The sequence below is a fragment of the Streptomyces sp. CBMA123 genome (assembly GCF_014596465.1).
GTDB lineage: Bacteria > Actinomycetota > Actinomycetes > Streptomycetales > Streptomycetaceae > Kitasatospora.
Window position 1 is genome coordinate 1 of the sequence record NZ_MECK01000120.1, and the last position, 15,591, is coordinate 15,591.

Annotated in this window: 14 protein-coding genes; 10 read left to right on the forward strand and 4 right to left on the reverse strand. The window is 73.7% G+C overall.

Annotated elements, in window-relative coordinates; genetic code table 11:
* Positions 1–271: endonuclease/exonuclease/phosphatase family protein (locus BG452_RS15915; protein WP_411292956.1), on the reverse strand; the 271-nt coding region annotated here is incomplete at its 3' end.
* Positions 272–338: 67 nt separating this feature from the next.
* Here BG452_RS15915 and BG452_RS15920 point away from each other — a divergent pair.
* The 6 genes from BG452_RS15920 (at position 339) to BG452_RS47675 (ending at position 8,468) form a co-directional block, all read left to right on the forward strand.
* A complete protein-coding gene (locus tag BG452_RS15920; RefSeq protein WP_188304947.1) occupies positions 339–968 on the forward strand; it encodes a PadR family transcriptional regulator in 630 nt (209 codons plus the stop codon).
* A gap of 190 nt (positions 969–1,158) precedes the next feature.
* Positions 1,159–1,923 carry an ABC transporter ATP-binding protein gene (locus tag BG452_RS15925; protein ID WP_317621067.1) on the forward strand — a complete coding sequence of 255 codons (765 nt, stop codon included), beginning with the start codon at positions 1,159–1,161 and terminating at the stop codon, positions 1,921–1,923.
* Positions 1,920–4,820, forward strand: coding sequence for an FtsX-like permease family protein (locus tag BG452_RS15930; RefSeq protein ID WP_188304948.1), 2,901 nt, complete (start codon positions 1,920–1,922; stop codon positions 4,818–4,820). The genes BG452_RS15925 and BG452_RS15930 overlap by 4 nt, the downstream gene beginning before the upstream one ends.
* 133 nt (positions 4,821–4,953) lie before the next feature.
* Positions 4,954–6,357, forward strand: coding sequence for a dipeptidase (locus BG452_RS15935; RefSeq protein WP_188304949.1), 1,404 nt, complete (start codon positions 4,954–4,956; stop codon positions 6,355–6,357).
* Between the two features lie 79 nt (positions 6,358–6,436).
* Positions 6,437–7,378, forward strand: a complete 942-nt coding sequence (gene nudC / locus BG452_RS15940) for an NAD(+) diphosphatase (protein WP_188304950.1) — start codon at positions 6,437–6,439, stop codon at positions 7,376–7,378.
* A 250-nt stretch (positions 7,379–7,628) separates the two neighbouring features.
* On the forward strand, positions 7,629–8,468 hold the full coding sequence (locus BG452_RS47675; RefSeq protein WP_188304951.1) for a GntR family transcriptional regulator: 840 nt from the start codon (positions 7,629–7,631) through the stop codon (positions 8,466–8,468).
* A 45-nt stretch (positions 8,469–8,513) separates the two neighbouring features.
* On the opposite strand, the gene BG452_RS15950 is transcribed toward BG452_RS47675, so the two are convergent.
* Positions 8,514–8,771 (reverse strand): mycoredoxin, encoded by a 258-nt coding sequence (locus BG452_RS15950; protein ID WP_188304952.1) that lies wholly within the window; start codon positions 8,769–8,771, stop codon positions 8,514–8,516.
* Between the two features lie 268 nt (positions 8,772–9,039).
* Between BG452_RS15950 and BG452_RS15955 the strand changes: the two genes are divergently transcribed.
* The 4 genes from BG452_RS15955 (at position 9,040) to BG452_RS15970 (ending at position 12,984) form a co-directional block, all read left to right on the forward strand.
* Positions 9,040–11,307 (forward strand): ATP-dependent DNA helicase UvrD2, encoded by a 2,268-nt coding sequence (locus BG452_RS15955; protein ID WP_411292957.1) that lies wholly within the window; start codon positions 9,040–9,042, stop codon positions 11,305–11,307.
* A gap of 283 nt (positions 11,308–11,590) precedes the next feature.
* On the forward strand, positions 11,591–12,049 hold the full coding sequence (locus tag BG452_RS15960; protein ID WP_188304954.1) for a hypothetical protein: 459 nt from the start codon (positions 11,591–11,593) through the stop codon (positions 12,047–12,049).
* 168 nt (positions 12,050–12,217) lie between these two features.
* On the forward strand, positions 12,218–12,586 hold the full coding sequence (locus BG452_RS15965) for a WhiB family transcriptional regulator (protein WP_411292958.1): 369 nt from the start codon (positions 12,218–12,220) through the stop codon (positions 12,584–12,586).
* Between the two features lie 77 nt (positions 12,587–12,663).
* Complete coding sequence (locus tag BG452_RS15970; RefSeq protein WP_188304955.1) at positions 12,664–12,984, forward strand: hypothetical protein; 321 nt, start codon at positions 12,664–12,666, stop codon at positions 12,982–12,984.
* Positions 12,985–13,158: 174 nt separating this feature from the next.
* On the opposite strand, the gene BG452_RS15975 is transcribed toward BG452_RS15970, so the two are convergent.
* On the reverse strand, positions 13,159–14,577 hold the full coding sequence (locus tag BG452_RS15975) for an ABC1 kinase family protein (RefSeq protein ID WP_188304956.1): 1,419 nt from the start codon (positions 14,575–14,577) through the stop codon (positions 13,159–13,161).
* Between the two features lie 396 nt (positions 14,578–14,973).
* A partial coding sequence (locus tag BG452_RS15980; protein ID WP_188304957.1) for a TOMM precursor leader peptide-binding protein occupies positions 14,974–15,591 on the reverse strand: 618 nt, incomplete at its 5' end.

Here is a 15,591-nt window from a genome sequence, read left to right on the forward strand (position 1 = left end):
CCGCCACCGGCGCCGGGCGCCCGTGCAACGCGGCGGCGAAGCGCCAGTCGCCGGCGCCCATCGCCGCGGCCGCCACCGCCGCCTGGTCGGTGCCGCCCGAGCGCCCCTGGTGCCGGTCCACCTCCTGCAGGGCCAGTACGTCGGCGTCCAGTGCGGCCACCGCCTGCGCCAACGGGTCTCCGGCGTCGGCCGGGTAGGGCAGTGGCGCGCCGTCCGGGGCGAGCGGCTGACCGTGCAACAGGTTGAAGGTGGCGATGCGCAACTGGCTCACACCGCACGACGGTACCGGAGGGGGCTCGGCTTGAGGCCGTGGGGCATACCGGGTATACATACTGAGTATGTCCATCCGCCACGGTCTGCTCGCCCTGCTCGACCAGGGCCCCCGCTACGGCTACCAGCTGCGCACCGAGTTCGAGGCGCGCACCGGCGCCACCTGGCCGCTCAACGTCGGGCAGGTCTACACCACGCTGTCCCGACTCGAACGCGACGGCCTCGTCGAAGCCGCCGGCGAGGACGAGGAGGGCCACCAGTTCTACGCCGTCACCGACGCCGGCCGCACCGAACTGCGGGCCTGGTTCGACACCCCGGTGCCCCGGACCAGCCCCCCGCGCGACGAACTGGCGATCAAGCTCGCCATGGCCGTCACCGTCCCCGGGGTGGACGTCTCCGCCGTCGTCCAGGGCCAGCGCCGGCACAGCATCAAGGCGCTCCAGGACTACACCCGGCTCAAGGGCCGCGCCCTGGCGGGCGAGACCAGACCCGGCACCGTGCCCTCGGAGAGCAACGAACTCGCCTGGCTGCTCGTCCTCGACCAGCTGATCTTCCAGACCGAGGCCGAGATCCGCTGGCTCGACCACTGTGAGACCCGGCTCGCCCAGCAGGCCGAACTCCAGCAGGCCCGCGCCGCCGAGGCCGCCCGCGACGGCGCCGCGAAACCCAAGCGGCTCGGCCGCCGCAGCAACGCCTAGAGCCGCCGCGGCCGCGCCAGGCCACCCGGAACCACCACTCGCGGCAGCCGTGCCCGGCCACCCGGAACCACCACTCGCGGCAGCCGTCCCCGGCCACCCGAAACCACCCGCCGCCGCGGCCGCGCCCCGCCACCCGAACCACCGGCGGGCGCCGCGGCGCCGAACCCGTACCCAGCACAAGGGGGGAACCGTGTCCCACACCCAACTGTCCCGGCCGACACCGGTGCTGCACCTGGAGAACGTCACCCGCGTCCACGGCCAAGGCGCCGCCGAGGTCCAGGCCCTGCGCGGCGTCGACCTCAAGGTCCACCCCGGCGAGTTCGTCGCCGTCATGGGCCCCTCCGGCTCCGGCAAGTCGACCCTGCTCACCCTCGCCGGCGGCCTGGACAGCCCGAGCACCGGCCAGGTCCTGGTCGAGGGCGTCGCCCTCGGCGGACTCACCCGCAAGAAGCTCGCCCAGGTCCGCCGCCGCTCCGTCGGCTACGTCTTCCAGGACTACAACCTGATACCGGCCCTCACCGCCGCCGAGAACATCTCGCTGCCGCGCGAACTCGACGGCCTGTCCGCCCGCGCCGCCCGCCGCGAGGCCCTCGCCGCCCTGGAGGAACTCGGCATCCCCGAACTCGCCGACCGCTTCCCCGACGACATGTCCGGCGGCCAGCAGCAGCGCGTCGCCATCGCCCGGGCCCTGATCGGCGACCGCCGCCTCGTCCTCGCCGACGAACCCACCGGCGCCCTCGACTCCACCACCGGCGAGGCCGTCCTCGCCGTCCTGCGCGCCCGCTGCGACGCCGGCGCCGCCGCCATGATGGTCACCCACGAAGCCCGGCACGCCGCCTGGGCCGACCGCGTCGTCTTCCTGCGCGACGGCCGGATGGTCGACGAGTCCGTCAGCCAGGACGCCGCCAGCCTGCTCGTCAGCGCCGCCGCGAACAGCAAGCAGGTGGACGAGTGAAGCTCAGCGCCTGGCGGCTCGCCCTGCGCATCGCCCGCCGCGACGCCCTGCGCGCCAAGGGCCGCAGCGCCCTGGTCATCGCGATGGTCGCGCTGCCCGTCCTCGGCGTCACCGGCGCCGACGTGTTCTACCGCAGCTCCACCCTCGAACCCGCCGAACGGGTCGTGCGGATCATGGGCCAGTCCGACGCCGAACTCAACCTGAGCGAACGCGGCGCCGCCGTCAAGCAGGCCCCCAACCCCGACGAAGGCGCCATCACCGACAACCCCAAGTACGAGGCCAAGGACGGCGCCGCCCCCGTCTACACCCCCGCCCAACAGCGCTCCCTGAACACCGAACCCGGCGAGCTGGCACGGCAGTTGCTCCCACCCGGCAGCACCCTGGTGCCCGACCAGGCCGGCCCCAGCACGGCGGCGAGCAGCGCCGAGGGCCTGCTCACCACCCAGACCAGCGAAGCCGACCTGACCGACCCGGTCTGGAACGGCCGGGTCAACGTGGTCCAGGGCCGCGCCCCCGCCAACGACCACGAGGCCGCCGTCACCCGCGAGTTCCTCAACCGCTCCGGCCTCAAGCTCGGCGACCGCACCACCGTGCGCGGACTGGAGTCCACCCCCTTCACCCTCACCGCCGCCGTCGAGTTCCCCGGCGACCTCAAGGCCACCGAACTCATCGCCCGGCCCGGCGCCCTGATCGGACCGCTGGCCGGCGCCCCCGGCACGGACCAGGGCCAGAACCCCGGCCAGGCTCCCGGCCCCGGCCACGCCAAGGGCTCCGACACCGCCACCCGCTGGCTGGTCAGACTCCCCGCCGGCGCCACCCTCGACTGGGCCAAGGTCACCGAACTCAACGGCTACGGCTTCACCGTCGCCTCCCGCACCGTCCTGCTCGACCCGCCCGCCCGCGCCGACGTCCCCTACTACGTCCAGATGGACCAGCACAGCGGCGGCGCCACCGCCTTCCTCGACCGCACCTCCGTCGTCATCCTCGGCACGGTCGCCGGCATGGCCCTGCTGGAGATCGTGCTCCTCGCGGGCCCCGCCTTCGCCGTCGGGGCCCGGCGCTCCCGGCGGCAGCTCGGCCTGCTCGCCGCGGCCGGCGGTGACCGCGCCAACGTCCGCGCGGTCGTCCTCGGCGGCGGCGTCGTCCTCGGCGTCACCGGCGCCGCCATCGGCCTGGGCCTCGGTGTCGCCCTGGTCGCCCTGCTGCGCACCCAGGCCGAGGACTACGCCGGCCAGCGCTTCGGCCACTTCAACCTGCAGCCGCTCGACCTGCTCGGCGTGCTCCTGGTCGGCCTGGTCACCGGACTGCTCGCCGCCGTCGTACCCGCCGTCCAGGCCTCCCGCCAGGACGTCGTCGCCGCGCTCACCGGCCGCGACTCGCTCAAGCCCCCGAGCCGCCGACTCGCCCTGCTCGGCCTGCTGATGCTCGCCGGCGGCACGGCCCTCGCCCTGCTCGGCGCCACCAGCGGCTTCGCCAGCCGCAGCCTCGCCGTCCTCGGCGGCTCCGCCATCGCCGAGCTCGGCATGGTCGCCCTCACCCCGTACCTGGTCGGCCTGTTCGGCAAGCTCGGCCGCTGGCTCTCGCTCGGCCCCCGGCTCGCCCTGCGCGACTCCGTCCGCCACCGCGGCCGCACCGCGCCCGCCGTCGCCGCCGTGATGGCCGCCGTCGCCGGCTCCGTCGCGGTCAGCATCTACCTCGCCAGCTACGACGACCAGCAGCGCCGCGAATACGTCGCCGCCGGCCCCGCCGGCGCCATCATGCTCGGCGGCTGGATCGGCGACAACGACGCCAAGCTGCTGCCCCAGCTGCGCGACACCGTGGAACGCGCCATCCCCGACGCCGGCCCGCGCGCCGACGTCGCCCGGGTCACCTACAAGGGCGACTGCTCGGGGGGCCGGTCCTGCGGCTACGTCCGGGTCGAACTGCCCGCGGAACTGCGCTGCCCCGCCTACGAGGGCGACACCGTGCGCACCAACGAGGAGATCAACCGGATCCTCTCCGCCGACCCGCGCTGCCAGGTCCGCGAACACGGCGGCAACCACTTCAGCACCCTGACGGCCGGCGACGCCACCCTCCTGCGCAACCTCTACGGCGTCACCGACCCGGCCGCCGACCAGGCCCTCGCGGCCGGCAAGGCCGTCGTCTTCGACCCGCGTTACGTCAAGGACGGCAAGCTCGTCATCGAGACCAGCGAGCCGGTCGACTACAACGCCAGCGGCGGCACGACCATGACCAAGCCCGTGCGCACCGAGCACACCGTCGACGCCGTCCTCGCCCACCCCACGGTCCCGGCCCCCGGCCAGGCCGTGCTCAGCCCCGACGCCGCCACCCGGCTCGGCCTCGGCACCACCCCGGCCGGCTCGGTCTGGCTGCCCGCCAACGCGCCCACCGACGCCGCCGAGCAGAAGGCCAACGGCGCACTGGCCAAGGTCAGCGAGCGCAGCCAGTTCTCGGTGGAGCGCGGCTACCAGTCCCGGGCCGGACTGATCGGCCTCGGCCTGTCCGGCTTCGCCGCCCTGGTCGCCCTCGGCGCCGCCGGCATCGCCACCGGACTGGCCGCCGCCGACTCCCAGCGCGACCTGACCACCCTCGCCGCGGTCGGCGCCGAACCGCGCATCCGGCGCTCGCTGTCCGGCTTCCAGTGCGGGGTGATCGCCGCCATGGGGGCCCTGCTCGGCACCGTCTGCGGCGTCCTGCCGGCCGTGGCCCTGCGCAAGGTCCAGGGCCTGGCGGGCACCGTCCCCGGGATGAGCCCCCAGGAGATCGCCGACAGGTCGTCGGTGGTCTTCCCCTGGCCCACCGTCGCCGCCACCGTCGTGGTGCTGCCACTGCTCGCCGCCGGCCTGGCCGCGGTCCTCACCCGCTCGCGGATCTCGCTGCTGCGCCGCACCGGCTGAGGCCCGTAGCGCTCTCCCGTCACCCCCGTGCGCCCTTCCCGGCGGCGGGGGTGACGGAGGTTACAGCCCCGACCGCGTCCGGCAACCGGAGGGCCGGGGCGGGCACCCGCACGGGCGAACTACAGTCGTCGGTATGACGAGAACCCCGGACAGCGCCGTCCGCTCCTACATCGACCAGCACCAGGCCGCGTTCCTCGCCGACCTCTCCGAGTGGCTCGCCATCCCCTCGGTCTCCGCCGATCCGGAGCGCGCCGGCGACGTGCGGCGCTCCGCCGACTGGCTGGCCGCCAAGCTGCGCGACACCGGTTTCCCGGTGGCCGAGGTGTGGGAGACCGACGGGCTGCCGGCGGTGTTCGCCGAGTGGCCGTCCGGGGACGAGTCCGCGCCGACCGTCCTGGTCTACGGGCACCACGACGTGCAGCCCGCCGCCAAGGAGGACGGCTGGGACACCGAGCCGTTCACCCCGACCGTGGTCGGCGACCGGCTGTACGCGCGCGGCGCCGCCGACGACAAGGGCCAGGTGTTCTTCCACACCCTGGGCGTGCGCGCCCACCTGGCCGCCACCGGCCGCACCGCGCCGGCCGTCAACCTCAAGCTGCTGGTCGAGGGCGAGGAGGAGTCCGGCTCGCCGCACTTCGCCGACCTGGTCCGGCGCGAGGCCGGCCGGCTGGCCGCCGACGTGGTGGTCATCTCCGACACCGGCATGTGGTCCGAGACCACGCCGACCGTGTGCACCGGCATGCGCGGCCTCGCCGACGCCCAGCTCGACCTGTACGGGCCGGACACCGACATCCACTCCGGCTCCTTCGGCGGCGCCGTCCCCAACCCGGCCCAGGTCGCGGCCGAGCTGGCCGCCGCCCTGCACGACGCCGACCGCCGGGTCGCGATCCCGGGCTTCTACGACGGGGTCGTGGAGCTGACCGAGCGCGAGCGCGAGCTGTTCGCCGAGCTGCCCTTCGACGAGGCGCAGTGGCTGCGCGTCGCCAAGTCGTACGGCACCCGCGGTGAGGCCGGGTACTCCACCCTGGAGCGGGTCTGGGCCCGTCCGACCGCCGAGGTCAACGGCATCTGGGGCGGCTACACCGGCCCCGGCGGCAAGACCATCGTGCCGTCCTCGGCCCACCTCAAGCTGTCCTTCCGGCTGGTCGCCGGACAGGAGGTGGAGAAGGTCCGCGAGGCGGTCCGGGCCTGGGTCGCCGAGCAGGTCCCCGAGGGCATCCGGCACGAGCTGGTCTTCCCCGGCGCGACCCGGCCCTGTCTGACCCCGCTGGACCACCCGGCGCTGCAGTCCACCGTCCGCGCGATGGGCCGCGCCTTCGGGCAGAAGATCCTCTTCACCCGCGAGGGCGGCTCGGGTCCCGCGGCCGACCTCCAGGACGTGCTGGGCGCGCCGGTGCTGTTCCTCGGCATCTCGGTGCCCTCGGACGGCTGGCACTCGGTCAACGAGAAGGTCGAACTGGACCTGCTGGCCAAGGGCGTCGAGACCGCCGCCTACCTGTGGGGCGACCTGGCCGAGAACTTCAGGCCCGGCGCGTGAGCGAGCTCTCGCGCTCGCTTTCGCACCATGGCAGTCAGATCACTCATCCGGATGATTCACCACGTGGGGATGGAACGAAGTGAGCACCGTGCCTGAGACCGAGCGTCCGCGGGCCCTGGCCCTGGCCAGGGCCGGGGTGGACCGGGCGGCCGAGCACCGGGTCGACGAGCCCTGGCTGGCGGCCGCCTGGAGCCACCCCGCCACCCGGGTGCTGCCGATCGCCGGGGGCGAGGCCTTCGTCGTCGACACCGCCGAGGGCACCGAACTCGTCCTCCTGCCCTCCTTCGAGGCGCCGCAGACCGGGGACCGCTACTTCCTCGGCACCGACGCGGAGGGCGTCTCCTACTTCGCTCTGGCCGGCGAGAGCCTGCCCGGCCGGCTGGACGGCGACGCCCGCCCGGCCGGACTGCGCGAGGTCGGCACGATGCTGTCCGACCGCGACGCCGGCCTGCTGGTGCACGCCGTCGCCCTGGAGCACTGGCACCGGCTGCACAGCTTCTGCTCGCGCTGCGGCCACCCGACCGAGAAGGCCGGCGCCGGGCACGTGCGGCGCTGCACCTCCTGCGCGGCCGAGCACTACCCGCGCACCGACCCGGCGGTGATCATGGTGATCACCGACGAGCAGGACCGCTGCCTGCTCGGCCGCCAGGCGCTCTGGCCGGAGGGCCGCTGGTCCACGCTGGCCGGTTTCGTCGAGCCGGGGGAGTCGATCGAGCAGGCGGTGGCGCGCGAGGTGCACGAGGAGGCGGGGGTGCGGGTCGGCGAGGTCCACTACGTCGCCAGCCAGCCCTGGCCGTTCCCGTCCAGCCTGATGCTCGGCTTCACCGGCAAGGCCCTGCCCGGCGGCACCGACATCACCGTGGACGGCGAGGAGCTGGCCGAGGCGCGCTGGTTCTCCCGCGAGGAGCTGCGGGCCGGAATGGAGGCCGGTGAGATCCTGCCGCCCTCCGGCATCTCGATCGCCCGCCACCTGGTCGAACTCTGGTACGGCGAGCCGCTGCCGTCGGCGGCGCGCTGGTAATCCTGTACGAATTCCCGGTACTGCCGTGCACTGCTGTGCACTTCTGTGCCTGAGGGGGCGTGCGGCTTATGCCGCGCGCCCCCGATTTCCTTTCCAAGCCCTTCCCGAATCCCTCACGACCAGCTGTTCGTGGCCGGACGGGCCAGTTCTGCTACCGCAGAACACTTCCGGGCCCCCACCGTCAACCCGCGCGGACGACATTGCCGGAAACGGCTGAAACCGCGTCACCGCGCTCGCTACATTCACTCGGGTGACAATCCCCCGGGGCACCGCCCAATCCCCCAAATACCAGCGCCTCGCCGCGGACCTGCGCCGCCGGATCGCCGAGGGCGAGTTCACCACCGACGCCGCCCTCCCGGTCGAGAGCGAACTGGAACGCCAGTACGGCGTCGCCCGCAACACCGTCCGGCTGGCCGTCGACGTCCTGGTCAACGAGGGCCGACTCGTCCGCCTCCAGGGCAAGGGCACCTACCTGCGCGAACACCCCGTGCTCGACCACCGCGCCTACGGACCCACCCTGCCCCCCGCGCCGCGCGACTGCCTCGCCGCGCCCTCCACCGTCTACCTCGGCGAAGCCGCCGAAGCCGGGCGCGAACTCAGCACCGACTTCGAGATGATGATCGTCCGGGCCCGCGTCGACATCGCCGAACGCCTCGGCCTGCGCCCCGGCGAGGCCATCGTGGTCCGCCGCCAGCTGCGCCTGCTCGACCGTGAGCCGTACTCCATCGAGGAGAGCCACTACCGGGCCGGACTCGCCGCCGGCACCCCGCTGATGGAACCCGACCCCGTCGACGGCGGGGACGAAGCCGTCCTCGCCACCCTCGGCCGCACCGAGATCGGCGCCGTCGACCACCTCGTCGCCCGGATGCCCGGCCCCGAGGAGGCCCAGTGGTTCCAGGGCGGCCCCGGCGTCCCGCTCATGGTCCAGACCCGCGTCACCTACGACCGGCGCGGCCCCGTCCGGGTCATCGAGACCCGCTACTCCGCCGACCGCAGCCGGCTCGTCTACGGCATCGGCGACCTCGGCGCGCGCACCACCCTGCCCGCCCCCGCCACCCCGGTCGACCCGGCCCGGGCCGACGCGCCGTGACGCGCGCCGACCCGTGGTCGCGGTCCACCGCCCGCCACCGCCGTCTCAGGCGGCCAGGGCCTTCTTGACCTGGATCAGGCTCGGGTTGGTCATCACGACCCGCTCGCCGCCGCCCACCGGCTGGACCAGCACCGTCGGCACCGTCTGGTTGCCGTTGTTCACCGACTCGACGAACGCCGCCGACGCCGGGTCCTCCTCGATGTTGATCTCGGTGTAGCCGATGCCTTCACGGTCCAGCTGGCTCTTGAGCCGGTTGCAGTAACCACACCAGGTCGTGCTGTACATCGTCACGGTGCCGGACATCGAGGGGGCTCCTTCGAAGAGGGGTTCGTACGGTCTCACACCCGCAACGTCCACCGGGCGGCAGGCATTCCGACCGGAACCCGAAGGGGCGCGGACCGGGCGTGGACCGGGCGCGGACCTGCACTCGGACCTGCACTCGGACCTGCACGCGGTCCCGCACGCGGACCGGCTCCGCAGGGGTGGATCCCCACGAGAGCGGAGCGATCATCCTGCGATCACACCGGGCCTGTGGACAACCCCGCCCGGGTTGTCCCGGCGGGCTGAGAGGATGGAACGCATGCAGGATGACCTCTTGAGCGGCAGCCCCTACGACGGCCCCCACGGCTCCCCGTGGGCCGACCCCGGCGTCGCCACGGGCCCCGACGCCGTGCTCGCCGGGCTCGATCCCGAACAGCGCGCCGTCGCCACCGCCCTGCACGGCCCCGTCTGCGTCCTGGCCGGCGCCGGCACCGGCAAGACCCGCGCCATCACCCACCGCATCGCCTACGGCGTGCGCAGCGGCGTCTACCAGCCCCAGCAGGTCCTCGCCGTCACCTTCACCGCCCGCGCCGCCGGCGAGATGCGCGGCCGACTGCGCCAGCTCGGCGCCGACGGCGTCCAGGCCCGCACCTTCCACGCCGCCGCCCTGCGCCAGCTCCAGTACTTCTGGCCCCGCGCCATCGGCGGCCCGGTGCCCCAGCTCCTCGAACGCAAGGTCCAGCTCGTCGCCGAGGCCGCCGGCCGCTGCGGACTGCGCGTCCAGCGCACCGAACTGCGCGACCTCACCGCCGAGATCGAATGGGCCAAGGTCACCCAGACCGCCCCCGAGGACTACCCCGCCGCCGTCGCCAAGTCCGGCCGCGACGCCCCCCGCGACCCCGCCGAGACCGCCCAGGTCTACCGGGTCTACGAGGAGACCAAGAGCCGCCGCGGCAACATCGACTTCGAGGACGTCCTGCTGCTCACCGCGGCCATCCTGGAGGACCGCCCCGACATCGCCGACCAGGTCCGCAGCCAGTACCGGCACTTCACCGTCGACGAGTACCAGGACGTCTCCCCGCTCCAGCAGCGCCTGCTCGACCGGTGGACCGGCCCCGACGGCGGCGCCAGCCTCTGCGTCGTCGGCGACGCCAGCCAGACCATCTACTCCTTCACCGGCGCCACCCCCGACTACCTGCTCAACTTCCGCAGCCGCCACCCCCAGGCCACCGTCGTCAAGCTCGTCCGCGACTACCGCTCCACCCCCCAGGTCGTCCACCTCGCCAACGGGCTGCTCTCCCAGGCCCGCGGCGAGGCCGCCCGCCACCGCCTGGAACTCGTCTCCCAGCGCGAGGCCGGCCCCGAACCGGTCTACACCGAGTACGAGGACGAACCCACCGAGGCCGAGACCACCGCCCGCCGGATCAAGGACCTCCTCGCCGCCGGCGTGCGCGCCAGCGAGATCGCCGTCCTGTTCCGCACCAACGGCCAGTCCGAGGTCTACGAACAGGCCCTCGCCGACCTCGGCGTCCCCTACCAGCTCAAGGGCGCCGAACGGTTCTTCGAGCGTCCCGAGGTCCGCGACGCCGGCGTCCTGCTGCGCGGCGCCGCCCGCGCCGCCGCCGACCCGCTCACCGCCGGCGCCCCCGACCTCGCCGGCCAGGTCCGCGCCGTCCTCGCCAGCCGAGGCTTCACCCCCGAACCGCCGGCCGGCTCCGGCGCCGTCCGCGACCGCTGGGAGTCCCTCGCCGCCCTCGTCCGCCTCGCCGAGGAGTTCGAGCGCACCCGCACCGCCGAGGGCCTGGGCACCGACCTCGCCGCCTACGTCGCCGAACTCGACGCCCGCGCCGCCGCCCAGCACGCACCCGCCGTCGAAGGCGTCACCCTCGCCTCCCTGCACGCCGCCAAGGGCCTCGAATGGGACGCCGTCTTCCTCGTCGGCCTCACCGAGGGCACCCTGCCGATCATCTACGCCAAGACCGACGAACAGGTCGAGGAGGAGCGCCGCCTCCTCTACGTCGGCGTCACCCGCGCCCGCAAGCACCTCAGCCTCTCCTGGGCCCTCTCCCGCTCCCCGGGCGGCCGCGCCTCCCGCAAGCCCAGCCGCTTCATGGACGGGCTGCGCCCCGGCTCCGCCGCCCCGGGCGCACGCACCGGCGCGCGGGGCGCCCGGGGGAGCATCGAGCCCGGCGAGCGCTCCGCCGGCCGACGGGTCCGCGGCCCGGTCAAGTGCCGGGTCTGCGACAAGCCGCTCACCGACGCCGTCGAACGCAAACTGCGCCGCTGCGAGGACTGCCCGTCCACGATGGACGAGGCGCTGTACGAACGGCTGCGCGAGTGGCGGGCCGGCCAGGCGAAGAAGCAGGGCGCCCCGGCCTACGTGGTGTTCACCGACGCGACGCTGATGGCGATCGCCGAGGACGTGCCCGCCAGCCGCCAGGACCTGGCCCTGATCTCGGGGGTCGGCGCCATGAAGCTGGACAAGTACGGGGCAGCCGTGCTCTCGTTGTGTGCGGGGGAGGAGCCCGAGGAGGATCCGGACGGCGTCGAGGACGACGGTCCGGTCGATCCGGCTTGAGCCGGCACGGGCGCGGTCCAGGGGACTGCTCGGGGGACTTCACAACCGCCGCGGAAGGTCGCGCGGATCGCGCCGTCGATGGCGTCCCGTGAACTCGCGTGAAAAATAGTTTGCGCGGCATACCGGGAGCGCAATAGCCTGCCGGAGCGGTCAAGGGGACGCGGTCGCACGGGGTGACACCTGTGCCGATCCCCCTCGCCACACAGCTTCACCGAGACAGACATCCGAACATTCGGAGCCAGGGGAACCAGGCTCCGCGAGACGCCGAGAGGAGGCGAAGACAGTGGGAAACATCATGATCACCAAAATGACTGGCCAGACCGTTGTCGCTGCCTCCCTGCGTGCCGCCCGTCTGCGGGCGCACGCCGAGCTCGGTGGAACCGGTCTGGGTCTCGGCACCACCGGTGTCTCCGTCGCCTCCGCTGTCAGTGGTCTTGGACACACTGATCTGTGCCTCGCGGGCGGCAGGAGTGTCGAAGGCACCGCTGTCGAGACCGGTCTGTCCCGTGACTGGGCGCCGGTCGGCACGTCGCGTCCCGAGTGCGACGAGCGACCGCTCCAGGCACCGAAGTCAGCCGTAGTCGCCGCCATGCATGGCGACTATGCGCAGGTCATCGGTGCCGGGAACGCCCAGAAGCAGAACAAGCAGCAGATCAACCAGGTCCTGGCCGCCTTTACCGGCGCCAAGGCCATCCGGATGTGGGCCTTCCGCGGCCCTGAACCCTGGAGAGAACGAACCTGAGTCAGCCTCAGGTCGGCACCTCCAGGGCCGCGGAACCCGTCACACCGGGATCCGCGGCCCTTCTGTTTTGTCCGGTACGCAAGACCACCCAGGCCCTCCGGGGCCTCCGGCCCAGCCCCACCAGTCCGCTGGGCCGGAACCACTGAGAAGACGAGGAAGACGCCAACAGTGTCCACGGTCATCACGCCGCCCATCCCGTCCGTACCGCCGACAAGCCAGATCAACGAGGCCGACCAGGCCGACCCTCCGGAGGTTCCGTTCATGCAGCTCAACTCGATCGAGCAGGCCGAGGCGCTCGGTCTCCCCATCCCGTGCCGCGCCTTCGACCCGGAGGTCTTCTTCGCCGAGACGCCCGCCGACGTCGAGTACGCGAAGTCCCTCTGCGGCACCTGCCCGGTGAAGGAGGTCTGCCTGGCCGGCGCCCTGGAGCGGCGCGAGCCGTGGGGCGTCTGGGGCGGCGAGCTCTTCGTCCAGGGCGTCGTCGTGGCCCGCAAGCGGCCGCGTGGCCGTCCGCGCAAGACCGAGGTCATGGCGTGAACCCCGCCCACGAAGCCAGGGCGGTCCGCCGGGGAGAGCAGCCCCCGCTGGACAGCGCCCTCCGCCGATCCGTACGGATGGCCGCCGCCAAGGCCGACGCAGCAGCCCGCACCATTTCATTCCCGAGCACGCACCACGAGCAGGACCACCACATGACCCCCGCCGCCATCGATCCGACCGTCCGCGCTGAGCAGACCACCGAACTTCAGATCCAGAACAGGACCCTCGAAATGCAACTCCTGCATGAATCCCTGGCCCGTGCCCATATGCAAGACAGGCTCCACGAGGCGGAGGAGCAACGCCTCGTCAGCCGGGTCGTCCGGGCCCGCAGGCTCCGGCAGCGGGCCGAGCGGGCCTCCCTCCGGGCCCGCAAGGCGCTCGCCGTCGCGCTGATGTGACGCGCCGGACGCAGGCGGCTCGCCGCCGATCCGACTGACCCCCGTCGTGCCGCAGGCCGCCCCCCGTTCCGGGGAGCGGCCTGCGGCCGTTGTCGTGGGCTGTTGTCGTGGGCCGCCGCCGTCGGCTGCGGCGGGCCGACGTGGTTGGCGTGGCCGTCGTGGCTGTGGGGCGGCTCAGGGGCGGGTGGGCTTGGTGCTCTTCCTGGCCGCCGTGCCGGTGCGCTTCGCGGGGACGGCCACCGGCTCGGCCGGCTCCGCGGGCCGCTCACCGGCGAACTCGGGCAGCCACTCCAGCATCTCGGCCCGGAACGGTGCCTTGGCGCCCAGCTGGCACAGCACCCCGATGGTGCTCAACGTCACCCGGTGGATCAGCAGGTACGAGGGCGGCAGGTTCAGCTGCTTGCCCAGGTTGTAGGCGGGCGAGCGCGGATCGGCGATCCGGGCCGCCTGGGCCCGCATCCAGGCCCGGGTGAAGTGGAAGCTGTCCACCGCGGCAGGCTCGATGATCGGCAGCAGGTAGTCCAGCACCGCGTCCGGATCCAGTTGGACCGAGGGCTTCACGAAGCCCTCCTCACGCAGCATCTTCAGCACGCCTGCCGCGTCCCCGTCCAGGGCCATCCGCAGCGAGGCCCCGATCGGCGCGGGCAGCCCGCCGGGCAGCCGGTCCACCGTGCCGAAGTCCAGCACACCCAGGCGCCAGCCCTCGACCGGGCCGTCGTCCTTCAGCAGCCGGAAGTTGCCCGGGTGCGGATCCGCGTGCAGCAGACCGGTCCGGGACGGCCCGGCGAACAGGAACCGGGCCAGCAGCCGGCCGGCGCGGTCGCGCTCCTCCTGAGTGCCGTTGGCGATCACCTCGGCCAGCGGGGTGCCGTCCATCCACTCGGTGACCAGCACCTGGTCGGCCTGCGCCACCACGACCGGCACCACGATGTCCGGGTCGCCCGCGAACTCCTCGGCGTGCCAGCGCTGGGCCTGGGCCTCCAACTCGTAGTCCAGCTCCTCCGAGACGCGCTCGCGCAACTCGGTGATCAGCGGCTTGATGTCCAGCCCGGGGATCAGCGGGCCGAGCAGCCAGGCGACCCGGCTCAGCTGGGAGAGGTCGGCGAGCAGCGCGTCCCCCGCGCCCGGGTACTGCACCTTCACCGCGACCCGTCTGCCGTCGTGCCAGACCGCCTGGTGCACCTGGCCGATCGACGCGGCCGCCGCCGGGCGGTCGTCGAACTCAAGGAACAGCTCGCGCCAGCCGTCCCCGAGCCGCTGGGCGAGCGCCGTGTGCACCTTGGCGGCGGGCATCGGGGGAGCGGCGTCCTGCAGTTTGGTGAGCGCGGCCCGGTACGGCCCGGCGACCTCCTCGGGCAGTGCGGCCTCGAAGACGGACAGCACCTGCCCGAACTTCATCGCCCCGCCCTTGAGCTCGCCCAGGACCTTGAACAGCTGGTCGGCGGTCGCCTGCTGGAGCTCGGCCGTCACCACTTCGGCGGACCGGCCGCCGATGCGCTTGCCCAGCCCGAGCGTGGCACGGCCGGCTATCCCCAGCGGCAGCGCGGCGAGCCGTGCTGTGCGGGTCACTGCCTTGCGCGGAAGATCGCTCACCCGGGCCTCCAATCCCCTGGCCCCCCGACGCCGGACGGCCCACCATCACTAGGCCATTGTGCCCGCTTCGCGGGCTGCTTCCGGCGGTATTTCTCGGGGGCCGGGGGGCGGTGACCCCCGGGGCACCTTGTTGACGCTCCGGGGGCCCGCCCCCTCCCCCCTCCCCCGCCCGCCCTCCTCCTCCCACCTCACCCGCCGCCTGCCCACCCACACCTCGGAACAGCGGCTCCCGCTTCTCCCGGCCCGCGCCCTGCCCCCAGGCAGGGCGCGGGCCATGGGCTCGCCTGGCCACGGGCTCTGCGCCCGTGTCGGTCCGGTCCTCGGGTCGGGCGGCTGCTGAGCCCCGCAGCCGCCGGGCTCGGGCCCGGCGCGTTCGTCCTGGTTCCTCCCTCCTCCTCAGCCCGGGGGCAGCGGCTGCCACAGGCAGCCGCAGTCCGGGTGTCCTCGTAGCCGCAGGCGGCGGGGCATTCCGTCGCCCGCCGAGATCTCGCACCAGCCGTCGACGCTGGGCGGTCGGCCGCCGTCCAGGTACACCTGGACGTGCAGCGCGGCCAGTCCGGCGACGGTCGTCGCCAGGGCCGTGTCGCAGGCCGGTGTGCGGGCCCGGCCGGGGCCGTTGTCCGCCAGTTGCGCGAGGACTCTCGGCCAGTCGGCGTCCTCGTCCTCCCGCCGCAGCACCAGGCAGTGTCCGCAGGCCGATCGCCCCGGGATCACCAGTGGTCCGATGATGCCGAACTCCTCGACCACGCCCACGTACAGGTGCGGCACCCCGGCCCGGAGCAGCAGCCGGGCCTCGTACGTCCCGCCCGCGAAGGCGGCGCTGCCGTCCCGCGGGGCGAGGACCACGAAGTCGGGTGGCGGGTCGTCGCTCTTCCGCCGTGGCACCGGGACCACTGGGCGCCCTGCGGCCCGTTGGACGGCCTCCCGGGCGACGGTCGAGCGCAGCCGCCCGATGTCCGTGGGCGGCAGTCCCGCAGGGGAGCAGTCGCCGGGCTGGACCCGTCCGCTGTCGGC